Annotated in this window: 14 protein-coding genes, 1 tRNA gene and 2 pseudogenes; 10 read left to right on the top strand and 7 right to left on the bottom strand. The window is 60.6% G+C overall.

Features of this window, described 5'->3' with window-relative positions:
* Positions 1 to 43: 43 nt before the first annotated feature.
* The 7 genes and pseudogenes from QOS90_RS27725 to hemA form a co-directional block, all read right to left on the bottom strand.
* A pseudogene (locus QOS90_RS27725) lies at positions 44 to 130 on the bottom strand (acyloxyacyl hydrolase); the annotation flags it as partial.
* A 123-nt stretch (positions 131 to 253) separates the two neighbouring features.
* Complete coding sequence (locus QOS90_RS23095; protein WP_085274106.1) at positions 254 to 772, bottom strand: acyloxyacyl hydrolase; 519 nt, start codon at positions 770 to 772, stop codon at positions 254 to 256.
* A 106-nt stretch (positions 773 to 878) separates the two neighbouring features.
* Positions 879 to 1,676 carry a glutamate racemase gene (gene murI, locus QOS90_RS23090; RefSeq protein ID WP_027594471.1) on the bottom strand — a complete coding sequence of 266 codons (798 nt, stop codon included), beginning with the start codon at positions 1,674 to 1,676 and terminating at the stop codon, positions 879 to 881.
* Positions 1,669 to 2,424, bottom strand: a complete 756-nt coding sequence (locus QOS90_RS23085; RefSeq protein WP_027594472.1) for a molybdopterin-synthase adenylyltransferase MoeB — start codon at positions 2,422 to 2,424, stop codon at positions 1,669 to 1,671. Before QOS90_RS23085 ends, murI begins: the two co-directional genes overlap by 8 nt.
* The gene (gene prmC, locus QOS90_RS23080) at positions 2,418 to 3,248 is read right to left on the bottom strand and encodes a peptide chain release factor N(5)-glutamine methyltransferase (RefSeq protein ID WP_085274107.1); all 831 of its coding nucleotides are present in this window, start codon (positions 3,246 to 3,248) and stop codon (positions 2,418 to 2,420) included. Before prmC ends, QOS90_RS23085 begins: the two co-directional genes overlap by 7 nt.
* Positions 3,248 to 4,330, bottom strand: coding sequence for a peptide chain release factor 1 (prfA, locus tag QOS90_RS23075; RefSeq protein WP_027594474.1), 1,083 nt, complete (start codon positions 4,328 to 4,330; stop codon positions 3,248 to 3,250). The genes prmC and prfA overlap by 1 nt, the downstream gene beginning before the upstream one ends.
* Positions 4,327 to 5,604: a glutamyl-tRNA reductase gene (hemA, locus tag QOS90_RS23070; protein WP_027594475.1), complete on the bottom strand. Its 1,278-nt coding sequence runs from the start codon at positions 5,602 to 5,604 to the stop codon at positions 4,327 to 4,329. Before hemA ends, prfA begins: the two co-directional genes overlap by 4 nt.
* Before the next feature lie 230 nt (positions 5,605 to 5,834).
* Between hemA and QOS90_RS23065 the strand changes: the two genes are divergently transcribed.
* The 10 genes and pseudogenes from QOS90_RS23065 (at position 5,835) to QOS90_RS23020 (ending at position 17,646) form a co-directional block, all read left to right on the top strand.
* Entirely contained in the window at positions 5,835 to 7,556 is a 1,722-nt protein-coding gene (locus QOS90_RS23065) for a tetratricopeptide repeat protein (protein ID WP_027594476.1), read from the top strand.
* Between the two features lie 4 nt (positions 7,557 to 7,560).
* Complete coding sequence (lolB, locus tag QOS90_RS23060) at positions 7,561 to 8,178, top strand: lipoprotein insertase outer membrane protein LolB (RefSeq protein ID WP_085274108.1); 618 nt, start codon at positions 7,561 to 7,563, stop codon at positions 8,176 to 8,178.
* A gap of 3 nt (positions 8,179 to 8,181) precedes the next feature.
* The gene (gene ispE / locus QOS90_RS23055; protein WP_085274109.1) at positions 8,182 to 9,042 is read left to right on the top strand and encodes a 4-(cytidine 5'-diphospho)-2-C-methyl-D-erythritol kinase; all 861 of its coding nucleotides are present in this window, start codon (positions 8,182 to 8,184) and stop codon (positions 9,040 to 9,042) included.
* A gap of 19 nt (positions 9,043 to 9,061) precedes the next feature.
* Positions 9,062 to 9,136, top strand: a tRNA-Gln gene (locus QOS90_RS23050).
* A 48-nt stretch (positions 9,137 to 9,184) separates the two neighbouring features.
* Entirely contained in the window at positions 9,185 to 10,126 is a 942-nt protein-coding gene (locus QOS90_RS23045) for a ribose-phosphate pyrophosphokinase (protein ID WP_003247410.1), read from the top strand.
* A gap of 122 nt (positions 10,127 to 10,248) precedes the next feature.
* Complete coding sequence (locus QOS90_RS23040) at positions 10,249 to 10,842, top strand: 50S ribosomal protein L25/general stress protein Ctc (RefSeq protein WP_027594479.1); 594 nt, start codon at positions 10,249 to 10,251, stop codon at positions 10,840 to 10,842.
* Positions 10,843 to 10,921: 79 nt separating this feature from the next.
* A complete protein-coding gene (gene pth / locus QOS90_RS23035) occupies positions 10,922 to 11,506 on the top strand; it encodes an aminoacyl-tRNA hydrolase (RefSeq protein ID WP_008099045.1) in 585 nt (194 codons plus the stop codon).
* A 21-nt stretch (positions 11,507 to 11,527) separates the two neighbouring features.
* Positions 11,528 to 12,628, top strand: a complete 1,101-nt coding sequence (gene ychF, locus QOS90_RS23030; protein ID WP_027594480.1) for a redox-regulated ATPase YchF — start codon at positions 11,528 to 11,530, stop codon at positions 12,626 to 12,628.
* Positions 12,629 to 12,821: 193 nt separating this feature from the next.
* Positions 12,822 to 14,098 (top strand): annotated as a pseudogene (locus tag QOS90_RS23025) (tyrosine-type recombinase/integrase).
* 1,175 nt (positions 14,099 to 15,273) lie between these two features.
* Positions 15,274 to 17,646: a TOTE conflict system archaeo-eukaryotic primase domain-containing protein gene (locus QOS90_RS23020; protein ID WP_027594481.1), complete on the top strand. Its 2,373-nt coding sequence runs from the start codon at positions 15,274 to 15,276 to the stop codon at positions 17,644 to 17,646.
* The last annotated feature ends 53 nt before the right edge of the window (positions 17,647 to 17,699 follow it).

Genomic DNA, 17,699 nt, shown 5'->3' with positions numbered 1-17,699 from the left:
CTCTTCGCAGCGCAAGGCTGCTCCTACAAGGGTGCGGGGCAGCTTAGAGCGCCATGCGGTAACGCAGGCTGTAGCGCTCTACACCGTCATTGAGCTGCTTGATACCAGCATTGGAAGACGCCAGGTACCGGAAACGCTGGACCTGTAGGAGCAGCCTTGTGCTGCGAAGAGGCCGGTGAGACCACAAAGAATCTCTGCTGCTATTACCGGCCTCTTCGCAGCGCAAGGCTGCTCCTACAAGGGTGCGGGGTAGCTAGAGCGCCATGCGGTAATGCAGGCTGTAGCTCTCTACACCGTCGTTAGGTTGCTTGATGCCAGCATTGGAATAGTGAATGGCACGCACACCAATTTCATGCCCGCCCGCAAAGCGCAGTCCAAAACCGATTCGGTCTTCGAACTGGAACGCCGAGCCCAGTTCATTGCTTTCAAGCTCAGTGCTGGAAAAGGCCGCGACGCCAATCCCGGCCTCGATATAGGGCTTTACCGAATCCCCCGCAAACTCATAAACGAATACCGGTGCGAACGACAGGCTGTGGTTGCTCGCGGTCTTGTCGCCATCCCAGTAGGTGTAAGCCCCATCCCAATACCCGGTCAGGCGGCCAACGTTGGTCTGCCACCAGCTCGCGTCCCAGTTCGATTGCAGACCCAGCCGGTAGACCATGGTCGAGTCACCCGTCTGCCCCACCGAAAATGAAACATCGGCCGCCTGCGCCGACACTGCTTGCCCCAAGGTAAAGACGGCAGCCGCCGCCAAGCCGAGCAGTTTCCTCATAAGAAACATCCTTCTTCCTAATGCTGTTGTTAGTGTTCGCCTCGTGTCAGGCAAATCGGTAGAAATCGGCAGTGGTACGATAGTTCAGCTGATTTTCACGTTTTTTTCACAACGTAAAGCGTTGCACACTGTCGGACTTCTGCCACAGCAACGGTAGGATTTTTCTCAGGGATTGTGGGTCGGCACTGGTCCAGAAGCGGGTATCCACTGCCGGGCCCTCAGCCAGCAGGTCGCTGGCGCCCAGCAGACGCTGCAGTTGACGTGCCACGGCGGCGCCGGTATCGATGATGGCTACGTCCGCCGGCACCATGTCGGCCAGCAGCGTGCGCAGGAAGGGGTAATGCGTGCAGCCCAGAATCAGCGTGTCGCAGCCAGCCGCCAGCAGCGGCTGCACGTAGCCGAGCAACAACTGGCGCAAGGCCGGGCTGCTCAGGTCGCCGGTTTCGATCCGCTCGACCAGGCCGGGGCAAGGCTGGGTGACCACGCGCACATCGCTGGCGAAGCGGTCGAGCAACGCCGCAAACTTGGCGCTCTGCAAGGTGCCGGTCGTGGCCAGCACGCCGACTACACCGGAGCGGGTGGCTGCAGCAGCCGGCTTTACCGCTGGCTCCATGCCCACCAGCGGCCATTGCGGGTACAGCTCACGCAGGTCGGCAACGGCCGCCACTGTCGCGGTATTACAGGCCAAGACAAAGGCCTTGGCGCCCTGCTGCTGGAAGAACTCGGCAATACGCCGGCAGCGCTGGCGGATGTAATCCGCCGACTTTTCACCGTAAGGCACGTGCCCGCAATCGGCCACATACAGCAGTGATTCGTTAGGCAGCAGGCGCTGGATCTCGGCCAGTACCGACAAACCGCCGACCCCCGAATCCATTACGCCAATCGGCGCCGAACGCTCAGCCATCGCGCTTGCCACAGACCGCGCAAGCCGGGTCGCGCTTGACCCGCAGCTCACGAATGCGCGTGCCGAGGGCATCGATCAGCAATAGGCGGCCCACCAGCGGCTCGCCAAACCCCGCCAAGAGTTTCATGGCTTCCAGGGCCTGCAGGCTACCTACCAGCCCCACCAGCGGGCCGATTACACCGGCTTCGCTGCAGGTCAGTTCAGCCTCGCTGCCATGGCCATACAGGCAGTGGTAGCAAGGGCTGTAGTCACGCCGCGGGTCGAACACCGACAGCTGGCCTTCGAGGCGGATCGCCGCGCCACTGACCAGCGGTTTACCGGCAGCAACGCACGCAGCGTTGACCGCCTCGCGGGTAGAAAAGTTGTCGGAGCAGTCCAGCACCAGGTCGACCGCCGCCACCGCAGCGGCCAGCGAGTCCTCGTCCAACGCCTGGCGATGAGCGACCAGGCTGATCTCTGGGTTGATCGCCTCCAGGCGCTGCAGCGCCGAGTCCACCTTGCTCATGCCGACACTGGCGCTGTCGTGGATCACCTGGCGTTGCAGGTTGGTCAGGTCAACGGTGTCGAAGTCCGCCAGGTGCAGCTCACCCACGCCCGCTGCTGCCAGGTACAGCGCGACAGGCGACCCCAAACCACCGAGGCCGACGATCAGGGCCTTGCTCTGCTTGAGCCGCAGTTGGCCGTCGATATCGATCTGCGCCAGCAAGACCTGCCGGCTGTAGCGCAACAGTTCCTGATCACTCAGCATGGCAGGCGCCCCAGGGTAATGCGTTCATGGCGGCCCAGGTCCGTGCGGCTGGCCACCTCGCTAAAGCCGTGTTCAGCCAGCAAGGCACGCACCGCTGCGGCCTGATCGTAGCCGTGCTCCAACAACAACCAGCCACCTGGCAGCAGGTGACGTGGCGCCTGGGCGGCAATCACCCGCAGGTCGTCCAGGCCATCGGTGCCCGCCACCAGCGCGCTGCTGGGTTCGAAGCGCACGTCGCCGGCGACCAGGTGCGGGTCTTCACTGGCGATGTACGGCGGGTTGCTGACAATCAGGTCAAAGCGCGCATCGCCCAGGCCATCGAACCAGTGGCTGACACGCACCTGGACGTTAGCCAGCCCCAGGCGCTGTCGATTACGCTCGGCCAACGCGACCGCCGCCTCCACCCGGTCTACCGCCGTCACCTGCCAGGCCGGGCGATCGCCGGCCAACGCCAGGGCAATGGCCCCGGTCCCGGTGCCCAGGTCGAGCACCTTGGCCGGGGTTGCTGGCTGAAGCTCAAGGGCAGTCTCGACCAGCAGCTCGGTGTCCGGACGCGGGATCAGCGTATGTGGCGCCACTTCCAGGTCGATGTTCCAGAACCCTTGCTGCCCGAGGATATAGGCGACCGGCTCGCCACTACGGCGGCGCTGCAGGTAACCGGCGTAGGTGTCGGCCGCTTCGCTGCTGACGATGCGCTCGGGCCAGGTATGCAGGTAGCTGCGCGACTTGCCGATGGCCGCAGCCAGCAACAGTTCGGCATCCAGCCGCTCGGTGGGCGATTCGGGCAACTGCGCATTGCGCAGCAAGCTGGCGATGATGGTCATCAGTCCCCCAGGGCGGCCAGTTGATCGGCCTGGTATTCGGCCAACAGCGGTTCGATCACGGCGTCTACGCCACCGGCGAGGATGTCGTCCAGCGAATACAAGGTCAGGTTGATGCGGTGATCGGTGACCCGGCCCTGTGGATAATTGTAGGTGCGGATACGCTCGGAGCGGTCACCGGAGCCCACCAGCAGCTTGCGCTCACTGGCAATGGCGTTCTGCGCGGCACTGGTCTGCATGTCGTTGAGCTTGGCCGACAGCCAGGACATGGCGCGGGCGCGGTTTTTGTGCTGCGAACGTTCTTCCTGGCACTCGACCACCATACCGGTGGGTAAGTGGGTGATGCGCACCGCCGAGTCGGTCTTGTTGATGTGCTGGCCGCCGGCGCCGGAGGCGCGGTAGGTGTCCACGCGCAAGTCGGCCGGGTTGATTTCGATCGCGGCCTGCTCGTCGGGCTCGGGCAGCACCGCCACGGTGCACGCCGAGGTGTGGATACGGCCTTGGGACTCAGTTTCCGGCACGCGCTGCACGCGGTGTGCGCCCGATTCGAACTTGAGCTTGCCGTACACGCTTTCGCCTTCGACGCGGGCAATGATTTCCTTGTAGCCGCCGTGTTCGCCTTCGTTCTCGGAAAGAATCTCCAAGCGCCAGCCACGCTTCTCGGCATAGCGCGAATACATGCGGAACAAGTCGCCCGAAAAGATCGCCGCCTCGTCGCCACCGGTGCCGGCGCGGATTTCGAGGAACACGTTGCGCCCATCGTTAGGGTCCTTGGGCAGCAGCATGCGTTGCAGCTGGGCTTCCAGCGTCAGCAATTGCTCCTTGGCTTCGCGCACTTCTTCCACGGCCATTTCACGCATGTCCGGGTCGCTGTCCTTGAGCAGCGCCTGGGCGCCTTCGAGGTCGTCCTGGACTTTGCGCCACGCTTGATAGGCAGCGTAGACCGGCTCGACTTCGGCGTATTCGCGGGAATAGGCGCGGAAACGCGTCTGGTCGGAGATGACTTCAGCGTCACCGAGCAGTGCGGTCAGTTCTTCGAAGCGGTCCTGGATGATATCCAGTTTGTTCAGCAGCGACGCTTTCATTGCGAGGATTTGTCCGTCGAGCCCTCGTTGAGGGCAAAGAGTTCCTGGGCCATGGCCAGCGCATCGAGGCGGCCCTCGGCCGAGAGCTTTTTCAGCTGCACGCTGGGGGCGTGCAGGAGTTTGTTGGTCAGGCCCCGGGCCAGTTGGGCCAGCACGTCTTCGGGGTTGCCGCCGTTGGCCAGCAGACGCTGGGCTTTTTGCAGTTCTTCATCCCGCAGCCGCTCGCTTTGCTGGCGGTAGGCCTTGAGCACGTCCACCGCAGCCAGCTCGCGCAGGCGCACCATGAAGTCTTCGGCGCCCACCGACACCAGCTCTTCGGCGGCCTGGGCAGCGCCCTGGCGGCTCTTGAGGTTTTCTGCGACCACATCGTGCAGGTCATCGACGGTGTAGAGGTAAACGTCGTCGAGTTCGCCGACTTCGGGCTCGATGTCACGCGGGACGGCAATGTCGACCATGAAGATCGGCTTGTGCCGGCGTTGCTTCAACGCGCTCTCGACCGCGCCCTTGCCGAGGATCGGCAACTGGCTGGCGGTGGAGCTGATGACGATGTCGCTGTTGGCCAGCTCTTGCGGGATGTCGGCCAGCAGCACGGCATGGGCGCCAAACTGCTCGGCCAGGGTACTGGCGCGCTCCAGGGTCCGGTTGGCCACGACGATACGCCGCACGCCTTGCTCGTGAAGGTGGCGGGCGACCAGGGTGATGGTCTCGCCGGCGCCAATCAGCAGCGCCTGGCTGCGCCCCAGGTCACTGAAGATCTGCCGCGCCAGGCTCACTGCGGCGAACGCCACCGAGACCGGGTTCTCGCCGATCGCGGTGTCGGTGCGCACCTGCTTGGCGGCACTGAAGGTGGCCTGGAACAGGCGCCCGAGCAGCGGGCCGACAGTGCCGGCCTCACGCGCCACGGCGTAGGCGGACTTCATCTGGCCGAGAATCTGTGGCTCGCCAAGCACCAGCGAGTCGAGGCCCGAGGCCACGCGCATCATGTGCCGCACAGCGTCGTGCTCTTCATGGATGTAGGCGCTGGCGCGCAGTTCATCCAGGCTCAGGCGGTGATAATCGGCTAGCCAATGCAGCACCGCGTCGGCAGACAAGTGGTCCTGCTCTATATAAAGCTCGCTACGGTTGCAGGTCGACAGGATCGCCGCTTCACGGCTGGCGGTCAGTCGGCAGAGCTGCTGCAGGGCGTCCACCAGCTGCTCTGGGGTAAACGCCACGCGCTCGCGTACGTCTACCGAGGCAGTCTTATGGTTGATACCAAGTGCAAGAAAGGCCATGCAAGGTCGCTGGTTGTGACGAGAAGCCGATAATTGTCCTCTTTCGCAGGTTCCAGAACAACCACCGTTCGCTATTGTCGTGATGGCGCCGGAATATCCCCTGCCAGCGCTCACCCGGAACCTGCTTGCCCCTGCCATGGTCGCAGTTAACCAAATGCTTCGCAGGTGGGTTTGCCACCGCGCTTGTGTCATCATGCTCCGACCGCCGGTGAGTCCTTTTAAGCCTTTTTATGAACAGACCCTACGCACTGCTGCTTGCCTTCGCCCTGCTCCAGGGTTGCCAGAGCCTGGCCCCGCAAAAAGCCGAGCCTCCCGTTGCCGAGGCCGGCACAGGCGAGGCCGAAAAACCCGTGGTGTACGGTTCGTTCAAGCAAGACACCCTTTATAGCCTGCTGGTCGCGGAGCTGGCCGGCCAGCGCAACCGCTTCGACATCGCCCTGGCCAACTACACCGACCAGGCCGAAAAGACCCAGGACCCTGGCGTGTCCGAGCGTGCCTACCGTATCGCCGAATACCTCGGCGCCGACGAGCCGGCCTTGGACAACGCCCTGGTCTGGGCCCGCAACGACCCTGACAACCTCGACGCCCAACGCGCCGCCGCCATCCAGTTGGCCCGTGCCGGGCGCTACGACGATGCCATGGTCTACATGGAAAAAGTCCTGCAGGGCCAGGGCGATACCCATTTCGACTTCCTCGCCCTGTCCGCCGCCGAGACCGACCAGAGCACCCGCGACGGCTTGCTGCAGAGCTTCGAACGCCTGCTGGTCAAGTACCCGGACAACGGCCAACTGGTGTTCGGCAAGGCGCTGCTGCTGAACCAGGACGGCAAGACCGAAGAAGCGCTTGAGCTGCTTGAGGCGCACCCGCCGCAAGACGGCGAGATCGCCCCGGTCCTGCTGCGCGCCCGCCTGCTGCAAGCCCTCGACCGCGGCAAAGAGGCCCTGCCCCTGCTTCGCGGTGCGATCCGCGACAACCCGGATGACAAACGGCTGCGCCTGACCTACGCCCGCACCCTGGTCGAGCAGGACCGCATGGCCGATGCCAAAAGCGAGTTCATCAGCCTGGTCCAGCAGTACCCCGAAGACGATGAGCTGCGTTACTCGCTGGCCCTGGTCTGCCTGGAAAACAAAGACTGGGATGAAGCCGAAGGCTACCTGCAGGAGCTGGTCGAGCGTGACAGCAACGTCGATGCCGCCCACCTGAACCTGGGCCGCATCCGCGAAGAGCGCCACGACCCCGAAGCCGCCTTGCGCGAATACGCCCTGGTCGGCCCCGGCCCCGACTACCTGCCGGCGCAACTGCGCCAGGCCGATATCCTGATTGCCAACGGCCGCGGCAGCGAGGCCTCGCGCCTGCTCGCCGAAGCCCGCGAGGCGCAGCCGGACGTCGCTGTGCAGCTGTACCTGATCGAGTCGGAAAGCTACAGCAACAACAACAAGGATGCCCAGGCCAACCAGGTGCTGCAGCAGGCCATCCAACGCTACCCGGACGACCTCAACCTGCTGTACACCCGCGCCATGCTGGCCGAAAAGCGCGACGATCTGCCGCAGATGGAAAAAGACCTGCGCGCCATCATCGCCCGCGAACCCGAAAACGCCATGGCGCTGAACGCCCTGGGTTACACCCTGGCCGACCGCACCACCCGCTACGCCGAAGCCAAGGCGCTGATCGACAAAGCCCACCAGCTGACGCCGGACGACCCGGCTGTGCTCGACAGCCTGGGCTGGGTCGCCTACCGCCAGGGCAAACTCGACGAAGCCGAAGGCTACCTGCGCCAGGCCCTGGCGCGCTTCCCCGACCATGAAGTGGCCGCCCACCTGGGCGAAGTCCTGTGGGCCAACGGCAAGCGCCGTGAAGCCCGCCAGGTCTGGGCCAAGGCCTTCGAAGCCCAGCCCGACAGCCCTATCCTGCGCAAGACCGTACTGCGCCTGACCGGATCAGAGACCCTTTAACGCCATGTTCCTGCGCCATTTCATCACCTTCACCCTGATCGCCCTGCTCGCGGGCTGTGCCGGCTTCGGTAGCCGCGAAGCCCTGCAGGGCCAAGGCGACCCGCAGCAGTGGCGCCAGCACAAGGCGCAACTAAGCACCCTGGATGGCTGGCAGATCAACGGCAAGGTCGGCATCCGCGCCCCGCGCGATTCCGGCAGCGGCACGTTGTTCTGGCTGCAACGCCAGGACTACTACGACATCCGCCTGGCAGGCCCATTGGGCCGTGGCGCCGCCCGCCTGACCGGCCGCCCCGGTGGCGTGGTGCTGGAAGTGGCCAACCAGGGCCGCTACGAAGCGACCAGCCCCGAGGCCCTGCTGGAAGAACAACTGGGCTGGCAACTGCCGGTATCGCACTTGGTCTGGTGGGTGCGTGGCCTGCCCGCGCCCGACAGCAAGAGCAAGCTGACCCTGGACGGCGACAGCCGCCTGGCCAGCCTCGACCAGGATGGCTGGCAGGTCCAGTACCTGAGCTACACCGAGCAGAATGGCTACTGGCTGCCCGAGCGCCTGAAACTGCACGGCAAGGACCTCGACGTGACCCTGGTGGTCAAGGATTGGCAGCCACGCCAGCTGGGGCAATGATCGATGAACACGCTCACCCTGCCGGCCCCGGCCAAGCTCAACCTGTGGCTGCACATCATCGGCCGCCGCCCGGATGGTTACCACGAGCTGGAAACCGTCTTCCAGTTCCTCGACCACGCCGACGAATTGACCTTCGCCCTGCGTGAAGACGGCGTAATCCGCCTGCACACCGACATCGAGGCGGTGCCCCACGACAGCAACCTGATCGTACGCGCCGCACGCAAACTGCAAGCGCAATCCGGCACAACGCTTGGCGCCGACATCTGGTTGACCAAGGTCTTGCCCATGGGCGGAGGTATCGGTGGCGGCAGCTCGGATGCCGCGACCACCCTGCTGGCGCTGGCGCACTTATGGCAACTGGGCTGGGATGAAGACCGCCTGGCGGCCCTGGGCCTGAGCCTGGGCGCCGACGTGCCGGTATTCGTTCGCGGCCACGCGGCATTCGCCCAGGGTGTCGGCGAACAACTGACCCCGGTCGACCCCGACGAACCCTGGTATGTCGTGCTGGTGCCGCAAGTGTCTGTCAGTACTGTAGAAATTTTTTCACATCCGCAGTTGACACGTGATTCCCTCCCCCTTAAGATGCGCCCCGTTCCCGAGGGAAACAGTCGAAATGACTGCCAACGGGTGGTTGAGCAGCGTTATCCAGAAGTTCGAAACGCATTGAATTCTCTGGGTAAATTCACCGAAGCTCGGCTAACCGGAACTGGAAGTTGTGTGTTTGGGGCCTTCCCAAGCAAAGCCGAAGCTGATAAAGTTCTGGCCCTTCTTTCAGCGACCCAAACAGGGTTTGTGGCGAAAGGAAGCAATATTTCGATGTTGCATCGCAAGCTACAAAGTCTGGTCAAGAAGTCGAGTGCATAGCGCTCGCAGCAACAGATACAGGGGCGTCGCCAAGCGGTAAGGCAGCAGGTTTTGATCCTGCCATGCGTTGGTTCGAATCCAGCCGCCCCTGCCATTTTCCTTATACTCATCCAGGTATACCCTCAGCCTTCAGGTACTGCGCGTGTCCAAGATGATGGTCTTTACGGGGAACGCTAACCCCGATCTGGCTCGGCGTGTCGTACGTCAGCTGCATATCCCTCTCGGTGACGTCTCTGTCGGTAAATTCTCCGACGGCGAGATCAGCACTGAGATCAATGAAAATGTCCGCGGTAAAGACGTCTTCATTATTCAGCCGACCTGTGCCCCGACCAACGATAACCTGATGGAACTGGTAGTGATGGCCGACGCCTTCCGCCGCTCCTCAGCATCCCGAATCACCGCCGTGATTCCTTACTTCGGATACGCCCGCCAGGACCGCCGTCCGCGTTCGGCACGTGTTGCTATCAGCGCCAAAGTCGTCGCTGACATGCTCACTGTCGTAGGTATCGACCGTGTACTCACCGTCGACCTGCACGCTGACCAGATCCAGGGTTTCTTCGATATTCCTGTCGACAACATTTATGGCTCGCCCGTATTGGTCGACGATATCGAAGACCAGCGTTTCGAGAACCTGATGATCGTCTCTCCGGACATCGGTGGTGTCGTGCGCGCACGCGCCGTCGCCAAGTCCCTGGGTGTCGATCTGGGTATCATCGATAAACGCCGCGAAAAGGCTAACCACTCCGAGGTTATGCACATCATCGGCGACGTCGAAGGGCGCACTTGCATCCTGGTAGACGACATGGTCGACACCGCCGGCACCCTGTGCCACGCGGCCAAAGCCCTGAAAGAACACGGCGCTGCCAAGGTTTACGCCTACTGCACGCACCCTGTCCTGTCGGGCCGCGCGATCGAGAACATCGAGAAGTCGGTACTGGACGAGCTGGTGGTGACCAACACCGTTCCGCTGTCCGCCGCTGCTCAAGCCTGTGACCGTATCCGCCAGTTGGATATCGCACCGGTTGTCGCTGAAGCGGTACGCCGCATCAGCAATGAAGAATCGATCAGTGCGATGTTCCGCTAAGCGGAACACGTGTTGATGTGAAGCGCCCCGCCCCAGCATGTGTTGGGGCGGGGCTTTTTTGCCCACCCCGTTTGGCGCTGGTCGCAAACGCCTGCGGGAGATGGCTATTTTGGAGAAGCAAAATGACTGATTTCATCCTGAACGCCCAAAAGCGTACTGACCTGGGGAAAGGTGCGAGCCGCCGCCTGCGTCACTCGCTGAGCATCCCTGCCGTTGTCTACGGTGGCGGTAAAGACGCCGAGTCCCTGACCATCGTGTCGAAGGAAATCGCCAAACTGTTCGAAAACGAAGCTGCCTACAGCCACGTGATCGAGCTGAACGTTGACGGCGTCAAGCAAAACGTCATCGTCAAGGCCATGCAGCGCCACCCAGCCAAGCAATTCATCATGCACGCTGACTTCGTTCGCGTCGTTGCTGGCCAGAAGCTGACCGCCAAGGTTCCGGTTCACTTCATCGGCGAAGAAGCCCCGATCAAGAAAGGCGGCGAGATCTCGCACGTTGTTTCCGAGATCGAAGTTTCTTGCGAAGCCAAAGACCTGCCTGAGTTCATCGAAGTTGACCTGGCCAACGCCGAAGTCGGCAGCATCATCCACCTGTCGGACCTGAAAGCTCCGAAAGGCGTAGAGTTCGTCGCTCTGGCCCACGGTGATGACAAAGCTGTTGCCAACGTTCACGCGCCACGCGTTGCTCCAGAAGCTGAAGGCGCTGCCGAGTAATCCACTCGCACGCCGGTGTTGATCGGGTTACAGTGCCCCGCGCCCTGTAACCCACCAACTCCAAGGAAGAGCCCCTGACGTGACCGCCATCCAGTTGATCGTTGGCCTGGGTAACCCCGGCCCCGAATACGAACAGACCCGGCATAACGCAGGGGCTCTTTTCGTTGAACGCATTGCCAGCGCCCAGCGCGTCTCCTTGACCGCTGACCGCAAGTATTTCGGCCTGACGGCTAAATTCAGCCATCAGGGCAACGACGTTCGTCTACTCATTCCCACCACCTACATGAACCGTAGCGGCCAGTCCGTGGCGGCCTTGGCCAATTTCTTCCGCATCAAGCCGGAAGCGATCTTGGTGGCGCATGACGAACTCGACCTGCCTCCAGGCGTCGCCAAGCTCAAACGCGGCGGCGGCCATGGTGGGCACAACGGCCTGCGCGACATCATCGCGCAGCTCGGCAACCAGAACGACTTCCACCGCCTGCGGCTTGGCATTGGCCACCCGGGCGACGCCAAACTGGTCTCCAACTTCGTCCTGGGCCGCGCGCCGCGCGCCGAGCAGGAGAAGCTCGATGCCAGCATCGATTTTGCCCTCGGCGTGCTGCCAGATGTCCTCGCTGGCGATTTCGCCAAGGCGATGCGCGAACTGCACAGCCAGAAGGCCTGATTTCCTAGAGAGGGAATACCCATGGGTTTCAATTGCGGCATCGTCGGCCTGCCCAACGTCGGCAAGTCCACCCTGTTCAACGCCCTGACCAAGTCTGGCATCGCGGCGGAGAACTTCCCTTTCTGCACCATCGAGCCGAACAGCGGCATCGTGCCGATGCCCGACGCGCGCCTGGCTGCACTGGCGGAAATCGTCAAGCCTAACCGCATCCTGCCGACCACCATGGAATTCGTCGACATCGCAGGCCTGGTGGCGGGCGCTTCGAAGGGTGAAGGCCTGGGCAACAAGTTCCTCGCCAACATCCGCGAGACCGATGCCATCGCCCACGTGGTGCGCTGCTTCGAAGACGAGAACGTGATTCACGTTTCCAACAGCGTCGACCCCAAGCGTGACATCGAGATCATCGACCTCGAGCTGATCTTCGCCGACCTCGACAGCTGCGAGAAGCAACTGCAGAAGGTTGCCCGCAACGCCAAGGGCGGCGACAAGGAAGCCCTGGCGCAAAAGGCCATCCTGGAAAAGCTGATCCCGCACTTCACCGAAGGCAAGCCAGCGCGCAGCCTGATGAAGCACATGGCTGACGACGAAAAGGCCGTCATCCGTGGCTTCCACCTGCTGACCAGCAAGCCGGTGATGTACATCGCCAACGTCGCTGAAGACGGCTTCGACAACAACCCGCACCTGGACGTAGTCCGTGCCATCGCCGAAGAAGAAGGTGCGGTCGTGGTGCCGGTCTGCAACAAGATCGAGGCCGAAATCGCCGAGCTGGACGACGGTGAAGAGAAAGACATGTTCCTCGAGGCCCTGGGCCTGGAAGAGCCTGGCCTGAACCGCGTGATCCGTGCCGGTTACGAGCTGCTGAACCTGCAGACCTACTTCACTGCCGGTGTGCAGGAAGTCCGCGCCTGGACAGTCCGCGTCGGCGCCACCGCGCCACAGGCCGCCGGTGTTATCCACACCGACTTCGAAAAAGGCTTCATCCGCGCCGAAGTGGTAGCGTATGACGACTTCATCCAGTTCAAGGGTGAAAGCGGCGCCAAGGAAGCCGGTAAATGGCGCCTGGAAGGTAAAGACTACATCGTCAAAGACGGTGACGTGATGCACTTCCGCTTCAACGTCTGATGGGAGCCGTGGGATTCCACGGTCCTTGAAAGACTTCAAAACCCCCGTGATCGCCAAGCGATACGGGGGTTTTGTGTTTTTGGGCCACCATTTTCATCCATTGAGATCCGAGCGTTCCTTGACTAGTCTTCCGGGTACAACGCCCATAACCCGATTTCAAAAACCGGGTATGGCGAAAACCGGAGATCAGACGATGCTTACTGATACCCAATGCCGCACCGCGAAGCCCAAGGACAAGCCTTACAAACTCACGGATGGAAAAGGCCTGTATCTCGAGGTCAAACCCAACGGCACCAAAGCGTGGCGTTACCGCTTCAGCATCCGTATCACAGACACCGCCAAGGAAAGCACCTTCGCGGTGGGGTGACTATGCCATTGCGCCCCGTGGTGAGAGTGATGAGGACGCCTTGGCACGTCGTAAAGGTCGACGCTTCACACTGGCAGAAGCACGCGAAGAACGCCTCAAAGCCCGAGACCTGGTGAAACAAGGTATCAATCCCGCCAGACATCGACAACTGCTGCGCATCAAGCAGCAGCAAGACAACGCCACTACATTCGAGGCGGTCGCGCGGGAGTGGCTGGCACTCTAAAGACTGGGAAGACATCACAAAGGTCAAGCGCCTAGAAATGCTCGAACGCGTAGTGTTTCCGAAGATTGGTCCGTGGTCGATCAAAAGCATCACCCCCGCCCACATCCTGGACGTGCTCACCACCTCAGCGAAGAAAAAGGGTCTGACGGTCGCTGCGGCGGCCAAACGGAACATATCCGGTATTTTTGAACTCGCCGTCTCGACGCTGCGAGCAGATACAGACCCGGTCTATCCAGTGCGCCGCGCCCTGCCCGCTAACAAAACGCAGCACAAACGTCCGCTGACGACCGATGAAATTGGCCAGCTTTTACGCGACGTGGAAGGCCACTGCGGGCGCCATGAAACCGAAGTCGCCTTTCGCCTGATGTGGCTAACGTTATGCCGCCCAAATGAAGCGGTCGAAGCCCGCTGGGAAGAGTTCGACCTAGACGCGGCTCGCTGGCGTATCCCGGCTGAGCGAATGAAGAAGCGTAAAGAGCACAACGTGCCCCTGCCAACTCAGGCTGTCGCAGTGTTACGAGGCTTGCAAACCGTCACTGGCAAATACGAGCACCTCTTCCCCCATCGAGATGAACGCTCGAAACCCATGGTCGCGGCGTCGTTTCGCCAGATGCTGAAATCCCTGGGCTGGAGTGGGAAGTACAGCCCTCATGCCACCAGGACCACGGGGAGCACCCGCCTCAATGAATTGGGCTATCCGGGAGACTGGATTGAGCGTTAACTTGCCCATGCTGAACCGAACGCGGTGCGACGCACCTACAATCAGGCGGAATACTTGGCAGATCGCACAGTCATGATGCAGCAGTGGGCAGATATGCTCGACGCATGGATGCGCGGGCCAACGAATATTACGCCGATCACCAAGAGCATGGCCCGATAATGACGCGTCCACGGTGTGGCGACAGCGGCGACACTGGCGACATCCCACGTGCGACTTGGCCGGCAGCAGGCGACATCGGTGGCGACTGTCGCCGTGGTACGACGTGAACGACGGCTTTTCAGTCAAAGTCCCTGCGCATAGGAAGGCTCCGCATTCCCATGCACAGGGGCTCGCATCAAGAAGGCGACAAACGGCCCATCGTCCACTCACCACCACTCACGGTTACCTCTTTCCGCTATTGAATTTTGGCGCAATGAGCAGTGCCTAACTTGATTGACCCAGCCATCCCACCGGCGCTAGAAAGAAGCCTCGAAGCGCTGCCGCTGGCAGCACCCAGGTGACCCGAACCTTCAAGGTCACGCCGCGTTATGCGGTGGTTCTCCCAAGGGCGATTAGCATCCGGCAGCTCGCCCGGTCACCTTCCAGGTGATGGGTGCTCGCCCTCGTGCGCCAGCTACACCGTACTGCGCTGTCCTGCAGCAACCTAATCGCTTGGCCGATTCTTGCGCCAACTTGCGCCCGTTTCTTTTTCCAGAAAAGAGACGGGCGCTCCTGACACTGCTGCAGCCCTGATCGCACATGGCTTTGCGGCAATCCCCCTCGTGACAATCGGCGTGACAAACGCCGATGTCACCAGCAACAGCGCTGTAGATGATGGCGCCGCAGCCCAAGGAATGGACTGCACCTGACTGACAGTCAGGCATGCCCAGGTCATCGCATTGCTGCTTGCTTGTGGCTCAGGATCTCGCGGCGCTGGTCTCGTCAGTCAGTGCAGCCTCCACCCGCCCACCGCTATCGGTGATCAGGAGGCCAGATCATGAGATGCCCTTGCTCTTGGTCGTAAGGAGCCGCCAGTCCCGCGTCAGTGGACACCCTCACAGGTCGCAGGGGCCTTGATCCCTGATAACACTCAGCATTCTTGGCGGGATGACGTGAGGATGGACTTCAGGCTAGCTAAGAGAGGACACAGATCATGGCTGTAGTTGAAACGCGAGGTGGGTGGAAGGCCAGTCCCAAAACTAGCGAAGCCGGCCCCGTTCAAGCTTCACGAAAACCTGAAGTTGGACACCTCGTCATCGCAAGGGCTATTGTTTGGTAACCTCTACGCTTACCGGTTCACTGAGGATTGTAGCGAGAGGCTACAAGCTTCACCTGGGACGTAGAGGCTGAAGACGGTGATAGATACTAGCCTGGTGGCGAAGCTAAAGGCTGAGAATGCAAGATTGGTCGCCTTGCTGGATGCGCATGGCATCGATTGGCGTCTGCCGGCCGAGCCAGTCAAGATCGAGGTTGTTCAAGCAGAACACACACAACAATTTGGCACAGAAGCAAAGCTTGCCCTATTCCGGAGCTTGTTTCGTGGTAGGACAGACGTTTATCCAATTCGCTGGGAAAGCAAGGCAGGCAAATCAGGATACACACCCGCCTGCGCAAATGAATGGAAACCTGGCGTTTGTGAAAAGCCCCGAATTAAATGCGGGGACTGCGGTAATCGTCAGCTACTTCCTCTCACCGATGAGGTCGTTTATCGCCATCTCGCTGGTGAAGTGGTTATTGGCATCTACCCTCTACTCCCGGATGACACCTGCTATCTTCTGGCGGTCGACTTTGATGAAGCCGAATGGCGTGATGATGCACGAGCCTTCGCTCAGTCGTGTCATGAACTGAACGTACCAATGGCACTGGAAATATCCCGTTCAGGTAAAGGCGCTCATTGCTGGATTTTCTTCAAGCAAAGTGTTCCCGCTCATGATGCCCGACGTCTTGGTGCGGCAATCATCAGCCATGCATGTGAACGTACACGCCAATTGGCACTCACTTCTTATGATCGGTTGTTCCCAAATCAGGACTACATGCCTAAAGGCGGCTTCGGAAATCTCATCGCACTTCCATTGCAAAAGCGAGCCAGAGCTCACAACAACAGCGTTTTTGTCGACAGCGAGCTTGAACCTTATCTCGATCAGTGGGCCTTCTTAGCATCGGTTCAGAAAATGCCTCCGGAGGATATTCCGTTCGTTGTCACCCAAGCGATGGGGAAGCAGGACCCTACAGGAGTCATGTATGTTGACGACGACGGCGATGCAGAACCTTGGAAGGCTCGTGAGTCAAAGTCACCAAAATTGACGTGCCCATTGCCAGCCTCTATCAACGTCACGCTGGCTAACATGATTTACTTTGAAAAGTCGGCGTTGCCGCAACCATTAGCAAACCAGCTTGTCCGGCTAGCCGCGTTTCAAAATCCCGAATTCTACAAAGCTCAAGCCATGCGCATGTCGGTGTGGAACAAGCCGAGAATAATCGGTTGCGCCCAGAACTTCCCCAAACATATTGCGCTGCCACGTGGCTGCCTGGATGCTGCACTGGAGCTGCTAGGGGTAAATGGCATCTCCCCTGAGTTTCAAGATGAACGCTTCGCCGGTGACCCGATTGACGTGAGTTTCCTCGGGACCTTGCGTCCAGACCAGGAAGATGCCATCGGCAAAATGCTGAATCATGATACCGGAATTCTTTGCGCACCTACGGCGTTCGGCAAAACGGTCAGCGCAGCTGCATTGATTGCTAGACGTGGCGTTAACACATTAATACTTGTGCATCGGACCGAATTATTAAGACAGTGGCAAGAACGCGTGCAAGCGTTCTTGGGTGTTGGCAAGGGTGTGGTTGGAACGATTGGGGGCGGAAAAGCAAAACCTACAGGCATCATCGATATTGCCGTAATGCAATCGTTATCGCGAAAAGGTGAGATCAGCGATCACGTAAAAAACTACGGGCAAATTATCGTCGATGAGTGTCATCACCTGTCAGCAGTGTCATTCGAGGCACTACTGAGAACCGCGACTGCGCGATACGTGCTGGGCCTTACGGCAACCCCAGTGCGACGAGATGGGCAACAGCCAATCATTTTCATGCAATGCGGACCGATCCGACACTCTGCCGCTCGACCGGCGAGCGCACCTCATGATCTATCTGTCGTACCTCGACTGCTGCCAAAGCCTGTGGTGGTCCCCGACGGTTCTGGAATCCAAGACGTTTTTCGGAAGTTAGCAGACGACTCTGAGCGCACAGCCAAAATCGTCTCGGAGATCGAGCTGGCGTACAGCCAAGGTAGAAAAATTCTGGTGCTAACAGAGCGGACGGAGCATGTGGATACCTTGGAGTTGGAGTTGAAGCAGCGCGTGAACAACCTTTTCACACTTCATGGGCGAGTGCCTAAAAAACAACGAATTGCCCGTATGCATGAGCTTGAGTGCCTCCCCCCTGATGCACCACGAGTACTCTTGGCGACGGGAAAACTAGTGGGTGAAGGCTTCGATCATCCGCCATTGGACACGCTGGTGCTGGCAATGCCTATCTCATGGAAGGGAATCCTCCAGCAGTATGCAGGACGGTTGCATCGATCACATGCCGACAAAGCTGACGTGCGAGTGATCGACTTCGTTGACGAGGGGAATGCCGCGCTGGTGAGAATGTGGGATAAGCGCCAAGCAGGTTACAAAGCGATGGGCTACCGCATGACCGACCCCTTGATTACCATGGACTTACTTTGAATACGGTTTGACGGTTCATACGCCACTACTCCGCTGCAATCGCGAAACCATAG

The organism is Pseudomonas sp. LAIL14HWK12:I10 (genome assembly GCF_900184205.1).
GTDB lineage: Bacteria > Pseudomonadota > Gammaproteobacteria > Pseudomonadales > Pseudomonadaceae > Aquipseudomonas > Aquipseudomonas kermanshahensis.
Note: the sequence above shows the minus strand (reverse complement) of the source record. Positions and strands in the feature narration are given on the sequence as shown.